General features: G+C 70.2%; 13 protein-coding genes. 8 read left to right on the top strand and 5 right to left on the bottom strand.

All coding sequences use genetic code 11. The features are described from left to right. Window positions 1–10 precede the first annotated feature (10 nt). On the bottom strand, window positions 11–649 hold the full coding sequence (locus tag IEY79_RS15540) for an NADPH-dependent F420 reductase (protein WP_189108044.1): 639 nt from the start codon (window positions 647–649) through the stop codon (window positions 11–13). Between the two features lie 116 nt (window positions 650–765). On the opposite strand from IEY79_RS15540, the gene IEY79_RS15535 reads away from it, so the two are divergent. Then, the gene (locus IEY79_RS15535; protein ID WP_189108043.1) at window positions 766–1,176 is read left to right on the top strand and encodes a winged helix-turn-helix transcriptional regulator; all 411 of its coding nucleotides are present in this window, start codon (window positions 766–768) and stop codon (window positions 1,174–1,176) included. Here the strand turns inward: IEY79_RS15535 and IEY79_RS15530 are convergent. Together IEY79_RS15530 and IEY79_RS15525 are read right to left on the bottom strand one after the other, a co-directional pair. Continuing rightward, the gene (locus tag IEY79_RS15530; RefSeq protein ID WP_189108042.1) at window positions 1,158–1,916 is read right to left on the bottom strand and encodes a sulfite exporter TauE/SafE family protein; all 759 of its coding nucleotides are present in this window, start codon (window positions 1,914–1,916) and stop codon (window positions 1,158–1,160) included. The genes IEY79_RS15535 and IEY79_RS15530 overlap by 19 nt on opposite strands. A gap of 138 nt (window positions 1,917–2,054) precedes the next feature. Beyond that, window positions 2,055–2,567, bottom strand: coding sequence for a pyridoxamine 5'-phosphate oxidase family protein (locus tag IEY79_RS15525; RefSeq protein WP_189108122.1), 513 nt, complete (start codon window positions 2,565–2,567; stop codon window positions 2,055–2,057). 181 nt (window positions 2,568–2,748) lie between these two features. On the opposite strand from IEY79_RS15525, the gene IEY79_RS15520 reads away from it, so the two are divergent. Then, a complete protein-coding gene (locus tag IEY79_RS15520) occupies window positions 2,749–5,817 on the top strand; it encodes a bifunctional [glutamine synthetase] adenylyltransferase/[glutamine synthetase]-adenylyl-L-tyrosine phosphorylase (RefSeq protein ID WP_189108041.1) in 3,069 nt (1,022 codons plus the stop codon). Here IEY79_RS15520 and IEY79_RS15515 read toward each other — a convergent pair. Both IEY79_RS15515 and IEY79_RS15510 read right to left on the bottom strand, forming a co-directional pair. Continuing rightward, window positions 5,802–6,887, bottom strand: coding sequence for a phosphatase PAP2 family protein (locus tag IEY79_RS15515; protein WP_229700883.1), 1,086 nt, complete (start codon window positions 6,885–6,887; stop codon window positions 5,802–5,804). The genes IEY79_RS15520 and IEY79_RS15515 overlap by 16 nt on opposite strands. Before the next feature lie 95 nt (window positions 6,888–6,982). Further along, window positions 6,983–8,041, bottom strand: coding sequence for a LacI family DNA-binding transcriptional regulator (locus IEY79_RS15510; protein WP_189108040.1), 1,059 nt, complete (start codon window positions 8,039–8,041; stop codon window positions 6,983–6,985). Between the two features lie 384 nt (window positions 8,042–8,425). On the opposite strand from IEY79_RS15510, the gene IEY79_RS15505 reads away from it, so the two are divergent. The 6 genes from IEY79_RS15505 to IEY79_RS15480 all read left to right on the top strand — a co-directional run bounded on the left by IEY79_RS15505 (window position 8,426) and on the right by IEY79_RS15480 (window position 16,452). Further along, entirely contained in the window at window positions 8,426–9,697 is a 1,272-nt protein-coding gene (locus IEY79_RS15505; RefSeq protein ID WP_189108039.1) for an extracellular solute-binding protein, read from the top strand. Window positions 9,698–9,731: 34 nt separating this feature from the next. Beyond that, the gene (locus IEY79_RS15500) at window positions 9,732–10,745 is read left to right on the top strand and encodes a carbohydrate ABC transporter permease (protein ID WP_189108038.1); all 1,014 of its coding nucleotides are present in this window, start codon (window positions 9,732–9,734) and stop codon (window positions 10,743–10,745) included. A gap of 5 nt (window positions 10,746–10,750) precedes the next feature. Next, window positions 10,751–11,641 (top strand): sugar ABC transporter permease, encoded by an 891-nt coding sequence (locus tag IEY79_RS15495; RefSeq protein ID WP_189108121.1) that lies wholly within the window; start codon window positions 10,751–10,753, stop codon window positions 11,639–11,641. Between the two features lie 106 nt (window positions 11,642–11,747). Beyond that, window positions 11,748–13,445, top strand: a complete 1,698-nt coding sequence (locus IEY79_RS15490) for a glycoside hydrolase family 13 protein (protein ID WP_189108037.1) — start codon at window positions 11,748–11,750, stop codon at window positions 13,443–13,445. Further along, a complete protein-coding gene (locus tag IEY79_RS15485) occupies window positions 13,430–14,491 on the top strand; it encodes a LacI family DNA-binding transcriptional regulator (protein WP_189108036.1) in 1,062 nt (353 codons plus the stop codon). Before IEY79_RS15490 ends, IEY79_RS15485 begins: the two co-directional genes overlap by 16 nt. A 257-nt stretch (window positions 14,492–14,748) precedes the next feature. Further along, window positions 14,749–16,452 carry a carbohydrate-binding module family 20 domain-containing protein gene (locus tag IEY79_RS15480; RefSeq protein ID WP_189108035.1) on the top strand — a complete coding sequence of 568 codons (1,704 nt, stop codon included), beginning with the start codon at window positions 14,749–14,751 and terminating at the stop codon, window positions 16,450–16,452. Window positions 16,453–16,525 lie beyond the last annotated feature (73 nt).

The raw sequence follows: 16,525 nt of genomic DNA, 5'->3' as shown, positions 1-16,525 counted from the left end.
TGTTCGTCCGTCAGCGGGCGACCGACATCGCGAACGGCACCGGGCCCCACGCGCGGACCAGGCTCCCCACCAGGAGCAGGAACGCCTCCGGCGCCCGTGCCGTTCGCAGGTCGCCGAGGTCGACGATCCACTCCCGGGGCCAGCCCAGGTCGGTCAGCAGGGCGCCGACCGTCCTCCTGGCGTCGGAGTCGTCGCCGGACAGGAACGCCGAGGGCGGGGTCGCCAGAGTGCGCGGGGCGGCCATCACCGACACGTGCGCCGTGTTGAGGGTCTTCACCACGCGTACGGCGGGAAGCGCCCGCTGGATCTCCTCGGCGAGACTCCCGCCCGGGTGGAGGACGGCCGACGCGAAGCCCTGGGCGTCCGTCTCGACCGCGTTGGCGACGTCGACGAGGACCTTGCCCGCCAGGTGGGGCGCCAGGCTGCTGAGGAGCTCCAGGCAGGCCCTGCCGGGCAGGGCGTTGACCACGAGGTCCGCCGCCCGTGCCGCGTCCGGCAGGCCGGTGACGTGGACGCCCGGCAGGGGCCGGTCCGCCTCGGTCCGCCGTGGGTCGCGGGAGCCCACGAGGACCTTGTGCCCGGCGTCGAGCCAGGGGCCCGCGAGGGCGCGTGCGACATTGCCGGAGCCGAGGACGGCGATGGTGGTCATGGGGGATCCGCTCCTTGATCGGTGGGTGATCGTGCCGCTCACGAGCGAAGTTAGGCGGCGCTACCGTGGGGCGGGAGTACGCACTTGAAGGTGCCCTGCGCACGCGGAGGAGAGCCATGACGACCCGTACCGCCGCCGAGCGGCGGGCCGACGCCCGGACCTCGCATCTGACCCGGGTCGCCGACTGCCCGACCAACCGGCTGCTGGAGCGCATCGGTGAGAAGTGGGTCTCGCTGGTCCTCAAGGAGCTGGCCGACGGGCCGCGCCGGTACGGCGACCTCGCCCGTACGATCGCGAGCGCCAGCCCGAAGATGCTGACGCAGACACTGCGCCGGCTCGAACGCGACGGACTGCTCTCCCGCACCGTCACCCCGGCCGTGCCGGTACGGGTGGAGTACGCGCTCACGCCCCTCGGGCAGAGCCTGATGCCGGTCCTGTACGCCCTGTCGGGCTGGGCCGAACGGAACATCGAACAGGTCGAGGCGGCGCGCCGGTCGTACGACGTGGCTCAGCGCAGCAGCAGTTGAAGACCGCCCAGCACCGTCGCGCCGATCACCAGCCGCTCGAAGACCCGCTGGTCGATACGGTCCACGCACAGCTTCCCGACGAGCGCGCCGGGCAGCACGAAGAGCACGAGCAGCGCGTCCAGCAGGAGTGAGTCGCGGTCGATCAGGCCGAGGCCCGCGCTGAAGGGCACCTTCGTGGTGTTGACGATCAGGAAGAACCACGCGGACGTACCCAGGAAACCGAGCTTCCGGAAGCCCGCCGACAGCAGGTACAGCGACATGACGGGACCGCCCGCGTTGGCGACCATCGTCGTGAACCCGCCGAGCACCCCGTAGAGACGCGCCTTGACGCGGCCCTTGAGCGACGTCGAATCCTGCGGGGTGTCCTCCTCCGGCGCGTAACGGCGCCGCCAGATGGTGACACCCGCCATCAGCAGGAGGATCGAGCCGATGGAGACGCGCACGGCTCCGTCGTCGGCCCACAGCATGAAGACGGTGCCGACGACCACACCGCCGGCGACGGCGGGGAAGAGCCGCCACAGGGTCGGCCAGTGCGCGTGGCGCCGGTAGGTGAGCACGGCGATGGTGTCGCCCACGATGAGGATCGGCAGGAGCACACCGGTCGACTCGCGGGCAGGCAGCACGGCGGCGAACACGGCCAGACTGACGGTGTTGGCGCCGCTGACCGCCGTCTTGGAGAAGCCCACGAGCGCGGCAGCGGCGGCGAGCGCGACGAATTCCCACATGCTGATCGTGTCCATGGCGATAACCCATGCTACGACCACGCGTCCAGCCCGCCCCGGGCGAGCCGGAGCCACACCGCCGACGCCGAGCGGGCACGACGTCCAGGTGCCGGACCGCGACCACCTCCGCGACCTCCGCGCCCGCCGCCGGAACCGTCAGGCGAATTGCCAGCGGGTCTGGCTGTAGGGGGACTTGGCGAAGCAGAAGGCCGTGCGGGGGGTGACTCCGAAGACCAGGGCCGGGCCGCCCGCGCCCACGAACGCGCCGTCCTTCACGTCGAAGTGCCAGACCGAGCCGTACTTCCGCTCGTACATCGCCGCCAGTTCGCGCAGCCGCGCGTCGTCGCTCTCCTGGACCGCCTCGCCCTCGATCACCAGGTCGTGGCCCTCGTTGAGCGTGTTCGTGCCGGTGGTGAGGACGACCTCGCGGTTGTCCTGGAGGTTCATGACCTTCCGCTCCCTCTCGCCCGAGCTGAAGTACAGCGCGTCCCGTGACCAGATCGTCAGCAGCGGGGTGACATGGGGGCGGCCGTCGGGGCGTACGGTCGAGAGCCAGAAGATCTCGGCCTCCGTCAGCCGGGGCACCGCGTCGGCCCAGTTCTCCGCGTCGGCCGTCGGGTGGCTGTAGCGGTCGTCCAGATGCGTGCTTGTCGGTTCCTTGTGCGCCATGGCGCGGTCCTTTCGAGAGAGGTCCTGTACGGCGGCGAGCGGGAGTACGCTCACGACCCTTCCGTAAGTGGTGACCGGCCGCGACACCAGGACTCATCGCTCGGCCCGGCACACCCGCCCCGGGCGGGTGACGGAGTACTAGGCTCGGGCCCGGACCTTGATCGGACAGACGAAAGGCCGGATGACGGTGCAGGGACGCAGGAGCAGTACGTTCACCCGCCTGCTCCGGCACGGCTTCACCGACCCGTCCGCCGCCGAGGGCCTGCTCGCCGCTCCGGAGATGGCCTCCGTACGCGGCGACTCCGTCCTCCTCGACGCGCTCGGCTCCACCGCCGATCCCGATCTGGCGCTGCGCGGCCTCGTCCGGCTGGTCGAGGCGCACCGGAGCGACGACCGGCATGTCCTGCTGGACACCCTGCTCGCCGCGAAGCCCCTGCGGGACAGGCTGCTGGGCGTGCTCGGGGCATCCGAGGCGCTCGGTGACCATCTGGCCAGGCACCCCGCCGACTGGCGGGTCCTCGTCACCTACGAGTCCACCGATCTGCACCCCGGCGTCGCCGAGTTCGAGGCCGGGCTCGCCGAGGCGCACGACGTGGACACGCTGCGCATCGCCTACCGCCGCTGTCTTCTCTCCCTCGCCGCCCGCGACGTCTGCGGCACGACCGACGTCGCGCAGACCGCCGCCGAACTCGCCGACCTCGCGACCGCCACGCTGCGGGCCGCGCTCGCCATCGCCCGCTCCGCCGCCCCCGAGGACGCGGCGCTGTGCCGGCTCGCGGTCGTGGCGCTCGGCAAGTGCGGCGGCCAGGAGCTGAACTACGTCTCCGACGTCGACGTCATCTTCGTCGGCGAGCCCGCCCACACCCTGGTGCAGGACCACAGGGCGGCCGAGAACGCCGGCGACACGTCGAAGACCGAGGCCAAGGCCCTCCAGGCGGCCACCCGGCTCGCCGCCCACATGATGCGGATCTGCTCCGAGACGACCGCCGAGGGCACCATCTGGCCCGTCGACGCGAACCTGCGCCCCGAGGGCCGCAACGGCCCGCTCGTCCGCACCCTCTCCAGCCATCTCGCCTACTACCAGCGCTGGGCCAAGACCTGGGAGTTCCAGGCCCTGCTCAAGGCCCGCGCCGTGGCCGGGGACCTCGGCCTCGGCAGGGACTACGTGGACGCCGTCTCGCCCATGGTCTGGCAGGCCGCCGACCGCGAGAACTTCGTGCCCGACGTCCAGAAGATGCGCCGCCGGGTCGTCGACAACATCCCCGTGGGCCAGGTCGACCGTGAGCTGAAACTCGGCCCCGGCGGGCTGCGGGACGTCGAATTCGCCGTACAGCTCCTTCAGTTGGTGCACGGCCGCAGCGACGCGTCGCTGCGCAGCGGGACCACTCTCGTCGCCCTGCGGGCCCTCGCCGCGGGCGGCTACGTCGGCCGGACCGACGCGGCGCAGCTCGACGAGGCGTACCGCTTCCTGCGTTCCATGGAGCACCACATCCAGCTGTTCCGGCTGCGCCGTACGCATCTGGTGCCCGACGACGAGGCCGATCTGCGCCGGCTCGGGCGCACCCTCGGGCTGCGGACAGAACCGGTCGGCGAGCTCAACAGGGCCTGGAAACGGCACGCTTCGATGGTGCGGCGGCTGCACGAGAAGCTCTTCTACCGGCCGCTGCTCGACGCCGTGGCCCAGCTCGCCCCGGGCGAGATCAGGCTCAGTACGAAGGCGGCCGGCCAGCGCCTGCAAGCGCTCGGCTACGCGGACCCGGTGTCCGCGCTGCGGCATCTGGAGGCGCTGTCGTCCGGCGTGAGCCGCAAGGCCGCCATCCAACGCACCCTGCTGCCGGTGCTGTTGGGCTGGTTCGCGGACTCCGCCGACCCGGACGCGGGACTGCTCGGCTTCCGCAAGGTGTCCGACGCGCTCGGCAAGACCCCCTGGTATCTGCGGCTCCTGCGGGACGAGGGAGCGGCCGCCGAGAATCTGGCCCGGGTGCTGTCCGCCGGACGGCTCGCCCCCGACCTGCTGCTGCGCGCGCCGGAGGCGGTCGCCATCCTCGGCGACCCCAACGGGCTGAGACCACGTGGCCGTGAACATCTGGAGCAGGAGGTGCTCGCCGCCGTCGGACGCGCCGAGACCGCCGAGATCGCCGTCACCGTCACCCGCGGGGTGCGGCGCCGCGAGCTGTTCCGCACCGCCGCCGCCGACATCATCGGCTCCTACGGCACCGAGGAGAGCCCCGCGGAGGAGGACCCCGGCGCACTCGTCGACCGGGTCGGCAACGCCGTCACCGACCTCAACTCCGCCACCCTGGCGGGCGCGTTGCGCGCCGCCGTGCGCCAGACGTGGGGCGACACCCTGCCCGCCAGGTTCGCGGTCATCGGCATGGGCCGCTTCGGCGGCCACGAGCAGGGATACGGCTCCGACGCGGACGTCCTGTTCGTGTACGAGCCACGCGAGGGCGTCGGCGACCAGGAGGCGTCACGTGCCGCGAGCACCGTCGTCTCCGAGATGCGCAGACTCCTCCAACTGCCCACGTCCGACCCGCCGTTGATGATCGACGCGGATCTGCGCCCGGAGGGCAAGACCGGCCCGCTGGTGCGCACCCTCGCCTCCTACGCCGCCTACTACCGCCGCTGGTCGCTGGGCTGGGAGAGCCAGGCGCTGCTGCGCGCCGAACCGATGGCGGGGGACGCGGAACTGGGCCGCGGCTTCATCGAGCTGATCGACCCGCTGCGCTATCCCGTCAACGGTCTGAGCGACGCAGCCGTACGCGAGATCCGCCGGCTCAAGGCCCGGATGGAGTCGGAGCGGCTGCCGCGCGGCGCCGACCCCAACCTGCACACCAAACTGGGCCGGGGCGGGCTGTCGGACGTCGAGTGGACGGTGCAGCTGATCCAGATGCAGCACGCCTGGGAGGTGCCGGGCCTGCGCACGACCCGTACGCGCGAGGCGCTGGCCGCCGCGTGCGCGGCGGGCCTGATCTCCGAGGAGCACGCCCATGTCCTCGACGAGGCATGGGTACTGGCGACCCGGGTGCGCAACGGCGTGATGCTCGTGCGCGGAAGGGCGGGCGACACCTTCCCGTCGGACGGCCGTGAACTGGCCGCCATGGGGCGGTACTTGGGCTACGGCCCCGGGACGATGGCGCCCGGCCCCACCCCGTACAACGGGCACACCGGCGACATGATCGACGATTATCTGCGGACCACCCGCCGGGCACGTGCGGTGATGGACGAGTTGTTCTACGGGGCGGTCTGAGTGGAAGGCTCGCTCCGCGGCGGAGGGCCGTGCGGGCTGGACGGCGCGCGTCGCGGGGACGGCGCGGTCCGGGCGGCCTGTCCGGTCCTGGCGACCTGGGCGGGCGGAGCGGGCTGTGCCGCGCGGGCCGCCTGCCCGGCGGGATCCGGGGCGGCCGCCGTCCCCGGAGTGCCGGGGTGCGCGCCTGGGCGCCGGAGCCACCGGCGTCGTCCGGGGCGCTCGTCGTCGTCCTCGATCAGCTGCGGCAGCTGGTGCGGGAGCGCCCGGTACCAGAGGTAGCTGACGCCGAAGCCGAACGCGAGGCAGATTATGCCGCCCACCGCGTCCAGCCAGAAGTGGTTCGCGGTGGCGACGATCACGATCAGCGTGGCCGTCGGGTAGAGCAGTCCGAGGATCTTCACCCATGGCGTCCTGGCCAGGGCGAAGATGGTCAGCCCGCACCAGAGCGACCAGCCGATGTGCATCGACGGCATCGCCGCGTACTGGTTGGAGACGGCCTTGAAGTTGCCCGAGGCCATCGAGCCCCAGGTCTCGTGGACCTGCACCGTGTCGATGAAGTTCTGCCCGTTCATCAACCGGGGCGGCGCGAGCGGATACAGATAGTAACCGACCAGTGCCGCACCTGTAGTCGCGAAGAGGATGAGTCTGCTGGCCGCGTAACGGCCCGGATGACTGCGGTAGAGCCAGACCAGCACGGCGATCGTGACGATGAAATGGAGCGTCGCGTAGTAGTAGTTCATCGCGACGACAAGCCATGTCACCGAGTTCACGGCATGGTTGACGCTCTCCTCGAACGCGAGACCCAGCGAACGCTCCACGTCCCAGATCCAGTCCGCGTTGTGCAGGGCCTGCGCCTTCTGCTCGGGCACGGCGTTACGGACCAGTGAGTACGTCCAGTAACTCACCGCGATCAGCAGGACTTCGAACCAGAGGCGAGGGTGCCGGGGCGACCTCATCCGGCTCAGCCGACCGGGGCGGGACACCGGGCCGGACGCGTCGGCCGTCGCACCCGCGGGGGGTGTCGGCGGGGCCGTCGTGCCTTCCGGAATCTTCACGGTCGTTTCACCCATGGAGAGAGAGTCTGCCAGATTTCCGCCCTCGACCGATCATCCCTCGGGTGGGTCCTGAACGCATGTGCTACGCCCTACGGACGAGTCCCCGACCCTTACCCCGCCCCGGTTTCCCTCAGGGATCGCCCCACGGGGCCGGGCGCCGGACCGGAGGCGGTTGAACCGCGTACGACCAGCTCAGGCATGAAGACGAACTCACTGTGCGGAGCCGGTGTACCACCGATCTCCTCCAGGAGTGTACGGACCGCGGCCTGGCCCATCGACGGCACCGGCTTGCGGATGGTGGTGAGCGGCGGATCCGTGAAAGCTATGAGCGGCGAATCGTCGAATCCGACGACGGACACCTCACGCGGCACATCCTTGCCGAGCTGTCTGGCGGCGCGGATCGCGCCCAGTGCCATCATGTCGCTGGCGCACACGACCGCCGTGCAGCCGCGCCCGATGAGCGCGGTCGTCGCCGCCTGGCCTCCCTCCAGTGTGTACAGGGAGTGCTCGATCAGCTCCTCCGTCTCCTCGGAGTCAAGCCCCAGCTGCTCCCGCACGGTCGCGCGGAAACCCTCGATCTTGCGCAGGACCGGTACGAAACGCTTGGGTCCGACGGCGAGACCGATCCGGCGGTGGCCCAGCGAGACGAGATGCGTCACCGCCAGCCGCATCGCCGCCCGGTCGTCCGGCGAGATGAACGGCGCGCGGACCTTGGGCGAGAAACCGTCGACGAGGACGAACGGCACGCCCTGGGCGCGCAGTTGCTCGTAGCGCTGCATGTCCGCCGAGGTGTCGGCGTGCAGGCCGGAGACGAAGATGATGCCGGAGACGCCCCGGTCGACCAGCATCTCCGTCAGCTCGTCCTCGGTGGAGCCGCCGGGGGTCTGGGTGGCGAGAACGGGCGTGTAGCCCTGGCGCGTCAGTGCCTGGCCGATGACCTGGGCGAGCGCGGGGAAGATCGGGTTCTCCAGCTCGGGCGTGATCAGTCCGACGAGGCCGGCGCTGCGCCGGCGCAGCCGTACGGGGCGCTCGTAGCCGAGGACGTCGAGTGCGGCGAGTACGGATTCGCGGGTGGCCGTGGCAACACCCGGCTTACCGTTCAGTACGCGGCTGACCGTCGCTTCGCTGACCCCCGCCTGGGCTGCGATGTCGGCTAGCCGTGCGGTCATGGGAGTGGACTGTACCGGGCGTCTGCCGGGATTGCCCACCATGAGCCCGAATCAGCCACGGGCACCGGCCCGGCGGCCGGGGCTGGAGCGCTTGCAGCCCCTTGCAGTGGCCTCGTCGGCAAGATCTTGCAACGCCTTGCGAGGTGGCTCCACCGGAGTGCGGAATGCGTACACCGGGCCGGTATCGGCCGACACGGACGGTACTTGTCAGCTTCCCGAGTCCCCGTCAAGAACCCTCGCGGCAACTGTGCGGACACGTGAATGTAACGATCAAGGATGCTTGCAGGAATCTTCCGCAAGCTCTTTCGGCCTTCTTTCATCCTTGTTACCTTCACGTCGACCCGGCGCCGCGACGGAGCGGTACGGCAGTTGAAGGAGTTTCGGATGCGACGTGGCATAACGGCCACCGCCCTGGTCGCGACCCTGGCGCTCGCGGCGACCGCCTGCGGCGGCGACGAGGAGTCCTCGGGCAAGTCGGGCTCGGGCGAGCTCGAGGGAACGGTCACCTGGTGGGACACCTCGACGGTGGGCAGTGAGGACAAGGTCTTCAAGAAGCTCGCCGAGGACTTCGAGGCCAAGCACAAGGGTGTCGACGTCAAGTACGTCAACGTGCCGTTCGGCGAGGCGCAGAACAAGTTCAAGAACGCCGCGCAGTCCGGCTCCGGCGCCCCCGACGTCATCCGCTCCGAGGTCGCCTGGACGCCCGAGTTCGCCGATCTCGGCTACCTGGCGCCGCTGGACGGCACGGCCGCGCTGAAGGACGAGAAGGACTTCGTACCGCAGGCCGCCGCCTCCACGAAGTACGACGACAAGACGTACGCCGTCCCGCAGGTCATCGACTCCCTCGGCATCTTCTACAACAAGAAGCTCTTCAAGGACGCCGGGGTCGAAGTCCCCACGACGATCGCCGAGTTGAAGACCGTCTCCAAGGCCGTCAAGGACAGGACCGGCAAGACCGGGATGTATCTGCGCGGCGACGACGCGTACTGGTTCCTGTCGTTCCTCTACGGCGAGGGCGGCGACCTGGTCGACGCCAAGGACAAGACCGTCACCGTCGACAGCCCGGCCGGCGTCAAGGCCATGGAGGTCGTGAAGGACCTCGTCGACTCCGGCGCCGCCAAGACCGACGCCACCGACGGCTGGGAGAACATGCAGGCCGCCTTCAAGGAAGGCGACGTGGCCATGATGATCAACGGCCCGTGGGCGATCGCCGACACCTACGCCGGACCGCAGTTCAAGGACAAGGCCAACCTGGGCGTCGCCCCCGTGCCCGCCGGCTCGGCGGGCCAGGGCGCCCCGCAGGGCGGCCACAACCTCGCCGTCTACGCGGGCTCCAAGAACCTCGACGCCTCCTACGCGTTCATCGAGTACATGTCCTCCGCCGAGTCCCAGGCGAGGATCACCACCGAGCTGAACCTGCTGCCGACCCGCACCTCCGTCTACTCGCGGCCCGAGGTCGCGAAGAACGAGATCGTCGGCTTTTTCAAGCCCGTCGTCGACAAGGCCATCGAGCGCCCCTGGATCCCGGAGACCGGCAGCCTGTTCGCCCCGCTGGTGACCGAGTACACGAAGGTCCTCACCGGCCAGACCACTCCCGAGAAGGGCGTCAGGACGACCGGCGACTCCTACCGCGAGCTGCTCAAGGGCTGGAAGTAAGACGTCGCCGAGAGGAAGGAAGGCAGGCCGGCTGATGGCTGTCCACACCGGCCAGTCGGTGGCGAAGGCCGCGGGCGACTTCGAAGTCGCCCGCGGCCGGAGCCGCGGCACTGGCAAACCCCCCGGCGGGCTGCGGCGTTCGCTCTCGACGCACTGGTACGCCTGGGCCATGGTCGCCCCCGTGGTGGCCGTGATCGGCGTGATCGTCGGATACCCGCTGGTCCGCGGCATCTATCTGTCGCTGACCGACGCGAACGAGCGCAACGTCGAGCGGAACATCGGCGTCAACCACCTGCCCGCGACCTACGAGTTCGTCGGTCTCGACAACTACGCCGATGCCCTGACGGGTGGTCAGTTCCTCTCCACCCTCGGCTGGACGCTGGTGTGGACCGTCTCCTGCGTCGGTCTCACCTTCGTCCTCGGCCTCACTCTGGCCAACATCCTCAACCGCCGGATCGCGGGCCGCTCCGCCTACCGGATGATGCTCATCCTGCCGTGGGCGGTCCCCGGCTTCGTCTCGGTCTTCGCCTGGCGCTTCCTCTACAACGAGGACCGCGGCTTCCTCAACAAGCTGCTCGCCGGCGGCGGCATCGACGCCGTGCCGTGGCTGAACGACCCGACGTGGGCGAAGTTCTCGGTCATCGCCGTGAACATCTGGCTCGGTGTGCCGTTCATGCTCGTGGCCCTGCTCGGCGGACTCCAGTCCATCCCGGGGGAGATGTACGAGGCGGCGGAGATGGACGGCGCCGGCCCCTGGCAGCGCTTCCGGCACATCACCATGCCCGGCCTGAGGTCCGTCAGCGCGACCGTGATCCTGCTCAGCACCATCTGGACGTTCAACATGTTCCCGGTGATCTTCCTGCTGACCAGGGGCGGGCCCGGCGAGGCCACCCAGATCCTGGTGACCCAGGCGTACAAGTTCTCCTTCGAGATCAGCCCACGCGACTTCGCCCAGTCCTCCACCTGGGGCGTACTGATCCTCGTACTCCTGATGATCTTCGCCGTGGTCTACCAACGAGTCCTCCGCAAGCAGGGAGATACCTGGTGACCGCCGTGACCGGTACGCGGACGAACGCGCCCACCGCCGCCCCGGGCCGCCCGGCGGCGAAGGTACGGCGCCGCGGGGACCGCTCCAGGGCCGCGTCCGTCGGCCTGCACGCCACTTTGATCGTGGCGTCCGTCATCGCCGTCTTCCCCGTGCTGTGGGTCCTGCTGACGTCGCTGAAACCCGCCGCGTACGCGACGACGACGGACTTCTTCAAAGAGACGACGTTCGAGAACTACACCAAGCTGCTGGACGACACGCCGTTCCTCACCTGGTTCGGCAACTCGCTGCTCATCGCCGGATTCACCACCGTGCTCGGTGTCTTCACCGCCGCCACCACCGGCTACGCCGTCAGCCGCTTCCGCTTCCCCGGCAAGCGGGGCCTCATGTGGACCCTGCTGGTCACGCAGATGTTCCCGATGGCGGTCCTCATCGTGCCGCTGTACAACATCATGTCGGACCTGGGACTGCTCAACCAGGCGGCCGGACTGGTGATCACGTACCTCACGATCGCCGTGCCGTTCTGCGCCTGGATGATGAAGGGTTTCTTCGACACCATCCCGCGCGAGATCGACGAGTCCGGCATGGTCGACGGGCTGACACCGTTCGGCACCTTCTGGCGGCTGATCCTGCCGCTCGCCAAGCCAGGTCTGGCGGTGACCGCGTTCTACTCCTTCGTCACCGCCTGGGGCGAGGTGGCCTATGCCTCCGCCTTCATGGTCGGCGACGAGAACCTCACCCTCGCGGGCGGACTGCAGAAGTTCGTCAACCAGTACGGCGCCCAGTGGGGGCCGATGACAGCGGCGTCCGTGCTCATCGCGATACCCGCGGCGATCGTCTTCCTGTTCGCGCAGCGCCATCTGGTGACCGGTGTCTCCGCCGGCGCCGTCAAGGGCTGACGGTGCGTCAGCCCGACCGTACATCCGCACCACAGCGTCAGTGACAGCGGCGCCGAGGCCGGCCACGACCCCGGCGCCGCTCCCACCCAGACCCCCCAGGGACGACATGACCCAGCACCTCGCTGCCCCTTCCACCGGCACGTCCGACGACGCCCCGGCCCACCGCTCCGGCTGGTGGCAGGACGCGGTGATCTACCAGGTCTATCCGCGCAGCTTCGCCGACTCCAACGGTGACGGCATGGGCGATCTCGAAGGCGTACGGAGCCGGCTGCCGTATCTGCGCGCGCTGGGTGTCGACGCCGTCTGGCTCAGCCCCTTCTACGCCTCGCCACAGGCCGACGCGGGCTACGACGTCGCCGACTACCGCGCCATCGACCCCATGTTCGGCTCCCTCCTCGACGCGGACGCGCTGATCCGCGACGCCCACGAGCTGGGCCTGCGCATCATCGTCGACGTGGTGCCCAACCACTCCTCCGACCAGTACGACTGGTTCCGCCGCGCCATCCAGGACGGCCCCGGGTCGGCGCTGCGCGAGCGCTACCACTTCCGCCCCGGCAAGGGCCCCACCGGCGAACTCCCGCCCAACGACTGGGAGTCCATCTTCGGCGGCCCCGCCTGGACCAGGACCACCGACCCCGACGGCACCCCCGGCGAGTGGTATCTGCATCTGTTCGCCCCCGAGCAGCCCGACTTCAACTGGGACCACCCGGCGGTCGCCGACGAGTTCCGCTCCATCCTGCGGTTCTGGCTCGACATGGGCGTCGACGGCTTCCGCGTCGATGTCGCCCACGGACTCGTCAAGGCCCCGGGGCTGCCCGACATCGGCAGCGACGGGCAGGTCAAGCTGCTCGGCAACGACGCCATGCCCTTCTTCGACCAGGACGGCGTGCACGAGATCTACCGCAGCTGGCGCACCATCCTCGACGAGTACCCCGGCGACCGGATCGCCGTCGCCGAGGCCTGGACACCCACCGTCGAGCGCACCGCGAACTACGTGCGCCACGACGAGATGCACCAGGCTTTCAACTTCCAGTATCTGAGCACCTTCTGGGACGCCGCCGCGCTCCGCGACGTCATCGACACCTCGCTCGCCGCGATGCGCCCCGTCGGCGCCCCCACCACCTGGGTGCTCTCCAACCACGACGTCACCCGGCACACCACCCGCTTCGCCCACCCCGTCTCCCTCGGCACCCAGCTCCGGGAGGCCGGCGACCGTGAACTCGGCCTGCGCCGGGCCCGCGCGGCGACGATGCTGATGCTCGCCCTCCCCGGCTCCGCCTACCTCTACCAGGGCGAGGAGCTGGGGCTGCCCGACGTCACCGACCTCCCCGACGAGGCCAGGCAGGACCCCTCGTACTTCCGCGCCGCCGGCCAGGACGGCTTCCGCGACGGCTGCCGGGTGCCGATCCCGTGGACCCGCGAGGGCAGCTCATACGGCTTCGGCGCAGGCGGCAGCTGGCTGCCCCAGCCGGCCGGCTGGGGCGCGCTGAGCGTCGAGGCGCAGACCGGGGTGGAGGGCTCCAGCCTGGAGCTCTACCGGGCGGCCGTCGCCGCACGGCGCGCGCACCCCGGGCTCGGCGCCGGAAGCTCGGTCGACTGGCAGGACTCGCCGGAAGGCGTGCTCGTCTTCGCCCGCCCCGGCTTCCTCTGCACGGTCAACACGACCGGTGCGCCGGTCCGTATCCCCGTGCGCGGGGACCTGCTGCTGGCCAGCGGTCCCGGCACTGTCACCTTCGACCGCACCCGTCCCGGCGCCGTCGAGGCCGAGGTGCCCGCCGACACCACGGTGTGGTGGACGGTGTGACGCTGCCCCTCCCCAAGTCGGGAGCCGGTACGCCACGGCTCTCCGACATCGCGGGACAGGCATCGGTCAGCGAGGCGACGGTCAGCCGGGTGCTCAACGGCAAGCCGGGCGTCGCCGACACCACACGCCAACGGGTGCTCGCCGCGCTCGACATCCTCGGGTACGAGCGTCCCGTACGGCTGCGGCAGCGCAGCGCCGGGCTGATCGGGCTGGTGACCCCGGAACTCATCAACCCGATCTTCCCGGCGTTCGCCCAGGCCGTCGAACAGGTCCTGGCCGGGCACGGCTACACACCGGTCCTCTGCACCCAACTGCCGGGCGGGGCGACGGAGGACGAACTGGTCGAGCAACTCGTGGAGCGCGACGTCGGCGGCATCGTCTTCCTGTCGGGGCTGCACGCGGACACCTCGGCGGACCCCTCGCGCTACGCCGAACTCATCGACCGCGGCGTGCCGTTCGTCATGATCAACGGCTGCAACGACCGGGTCAGCGCGCCGTTCGTGTCCCTGGACGACCGGGCGGCCATGCGCATGGCGGTGGGGCATCTGGCCGATCTGGGGCACCGGCGGATCGGCCTGGCGACGGGACCGCTGCGCTACGTGCCGTCCGCCCGCAAGCGTGAGGGCTTCGTCGACGCGCTCACCCGGACGCTCGGGCTTGCGCGCGAGGAGGCCGAGGAGTGGGTGTGCTGCACGCTGTTCGGCGTGGAGGGCGGCCAGGTCGCGGCCGGCGCCCTGCTCGACCGGGGCTGCACGGGCATCGTCTGCGCCAGCGACATGATGGCGCTGGGCGTGGTGCGGGCCGCCCGCGAACGCGGGCTGCGCGTCCCGTACGACGTGTCGGTGGTGGGTTTCGACGACTCGCAGCTGATCGCCTTCACCGACCCGCCCCTCACGACGGTCCGTCAGCCCGTGCAGGCGATGGCGGGTGCGGCGGTGAGCGCCCTGCTGGAGGAGATCGGCGGAAGTCCCGTGCAGCGTACGGAGTACGCGTTCCAGCCGGAGCTGGTCGTACGGGGGTCGACGGCGGGCGCCCGGACCGCCTGAGAGGTGCGGTGTGCCGTACGGGGGTCGGCACACCGCAACCTTTTGCGGAAGTTCTTGCTCTTCGACGGGCCGATATTTCCCCGGTGTTACCCGGCGTTGTCCAGAGGGTTGACCGGGCGGGGCGCGCCTCGTACGGTCTGCTCGCGGCAAGCTTTTGCTTTCTTGCAGCAAGAACATTCAGGAGCCTTGAGGGTGGGGCGCGTTGCCCTGCGAGGTCTCTGCCCGATCCCCGCACCTCCCCCCACGCAGGAGGAAACATGGCCCGCAGAGCTCCCGCCCTCGCGCTCGCCCTGGTGGCCGGCGCGGCGGCCCTCGTCGCACCCGGAAGCCCCGCCCAGGCGGCGCCTCCCGGCGAGAAGGACGTCACCGCCGTCCTGTTCGAGTGGCGGTTCGACTCGGTCGCCCGGGCCTGTACCGACAGCCTCGGCCCCGACGGATTCGGCTACGTCCAGGTCTCCCCGCCGCAGGAACACATCCAGGGCGGCCAGTGGTGGACCTCCTACCAGCCCGTCAGCTACAAGATCGCGGGCAGGCTCGGCGACCGCGCCGCCTTCCAGAACATGGTCAACACCTGCCACGCCGCAGGGGTGAAGGTCGTGGCCGACACCGTCATCAACCACATGTCGGCCGGCTCGGGCACCGGCACCGGAGGCTCCTCGTACGCCAAGTACGAGTACCCCGGCATCTATTCGGGCGCCGACATGGACGACTGCCGCTCGCAGATCAGCAACTACGGCGACCGGGGCAACGTCCAGAACTGCGAACTCGTCGGGCTGGCCGACCTCGACACCGGCGAGGACTACGTGCGCGGCCGGATCGCCGCCTACCTGAACGATCTGCGCTCGCTGGGTGTGGACGGCTTCCGGATCGACGCGGCCAAGCACATGCCGGCCGCCGACCTCGCCAACATCAAGTCACGGCTGGCCGATCCGAACGTGTACTGGAAGCAGGAGGCCATCCACGGCGGCGGCGAGGCCGTGTCGCCGGCCGAGTACCTGGGCACCGGAGACGTACAGGAATTCCGTTACGGGCGAAGCCTCAAGCAGGTCTTCCTCAACGAGAACCTGGCCCATCTGAAGAACTTCGGCGAGGGCTGGGGCTTCATGCAGAGCGGCAAGTCCGCCGTCTTCGTGGACAACCACGACACCGAGCGCGGCGGCGACACCCTGAACTACAAGAACGGCGCCGCCTACACGCTGGCCAACGTCTTCATGCTGGCCCACCCGTACGGTTCGCCCGACGTGCACTCCGGCTACGAGTTCACCGACCATGACGCCGGACCGCCCAACGGCGGTACCGTGAACGCCTGTTACGCCGACGGCTGGAAGTGCCAGCACGACTGGCGCGAGATATCCTCCATGGTCGGCTTCCGCAACACGGCGCGCGGCCAGGCGGTCACCGACTGGTGGGACAACGGCGGCGACCAGATCGCGTTCGGGCGCGGCTCCAAGGCGTACGTCGCCATCAACTACACCGGCTCCTCGCTCAGCCGCACCTTCCAGACGTCTCTCCCGGCCGGTGACTACTGCGACGTGCAGAGCGGCAACGGTGTCACCGTGAACGGCTCGGGCCAGTTCACGGCGACCCTCGGCGCCAACACCGCCGTCGCCCTGCACGCCGGGGCCCGCACCTGCGGCGGGGGCGGCAACCCGGGGCCCGGCACATCGGGAGTGACGTTCGGCGTCAACGCGACGACCCAGCTCGGCCAGAACATCTACGTCACCGGCGACCGGGCCGAACTCGGCAACTGGAACACCGGGACCGCGCTCAAGCTGGACCCGGCGGCCTACCCCGTCTGGAAGCTCACCGTGCCGCTGCCCGCCGGTACGGCCTTCGCCTACAAGTACCTCCGCAAGGACGCGGGCGGGAACGTGACCTGGGAGAGCGGAGCCAACCGTACGGCCACCGTGCCGTCCGCCACCTCCGGCGGGCTGACGCTGAACGACACCTGGCGCGACTGACCCATCCCTGAACCGCCCTGACCCACCGACCCGCTCCCCGCGCCACCCCCTCAGCCACCCCCCGCACCACCCG

The organism is Streptomyces camponoticapitis (assembly GCF_014646115.1).
Taxonomy (GTDB): domain Bacteria; phylum Actinomycetota; class Actinomycetes; order Streptomycetales; family Streptomycetaceae; genus Streptomyces; species Streptomyces camponoticapitis.
Note: the sequence above shows the minus strand (reverse complement) of the source record. Positions and strands in the feature narration are given on the sequence as shown.

Excerpts from the sequence above, each read along its gene's own strand:
- IEY79_RS15540 (WP_189108044.1), bottom strand. The coding sequence starts at position 649 with ATGACCACCATCGCCGTCCTCGGCTCCGGCAATGTCGCACGCGCCCTC.
- IEY79_RS15535 (WP_189108043.1), top strand. The coding sequence starts at position 766 with ATGACGACCCGTACCGCCGCCGAGCGGCGGGCCGACGCCCGGACCTCG.
- IEY79_RS15530 (WP_189108042.1), bottom strand. The coding sequence starts at position 1,916 with ATGGACACGATCAGCATGTGGGAATTCGTCGCGCTCGCCGCCGCTGCC.
- IEY79_RS15525 (WP_189108122.1), bottom strand. The coding sequence starts at position 2,567 with ATGGCGCACAAGGAACCGACAAGCACGCATCTGGACGACCGCTACAGC.
- IEY79_RS15520 (WP_189108041.1), top strand. The coding sequence starts at position 2,749 with ATGACGGTGCAGGGACGCAGGAGCAGTACGTTCACCCGCCTGCTCCGG.
- IEY79_RS15515 (WP_229700883.1), bottom strand. The coding sequence starts at position 6,887 with ATGGGTGAAACGACCGTGAAGATTCCGGAAGGCACGACGGCCCCGCCG.
- IEY79_RS15510 (WP_189108040.1), bottom strand. The coding sequence starts at position 8,041 with ATGACCGCACGGCTAGCCGACATCGCAGCCCAGGCGGGGGTCAGCGAA.
- IEY79_RS15505 (WP_189108039.1), top strand. The coding sequence starts at position 8,426 with ATGCGACGTGGCATAACGGCCACCGCCCTGGTCGCGACCCTGGCGCTC.
- IEY79_RS15500 (WP_189108038.1), top strand. The coding sequence starts at position 9,732 with ATGGCTGTCCACACCGGCCAGTCGGTGGCGAAGGCCGCGGGCGACTTC.
- IEY79_RS15490 (WP_189108037.1), top strand. The coding sequence starts at position 11,748 with ATGACCCAGCACCTCGCTGCCCCTTCCACCGGCACGTCCGACGACGCC.
- IEY79_RS15480 (WP_189108035.1), top strand. The coding sequence starts at position 14,749 with ATGGCCCGCAGAGCTCCCGCCCTCGCGCTCGCCCTGGTGGCCGGCGCG.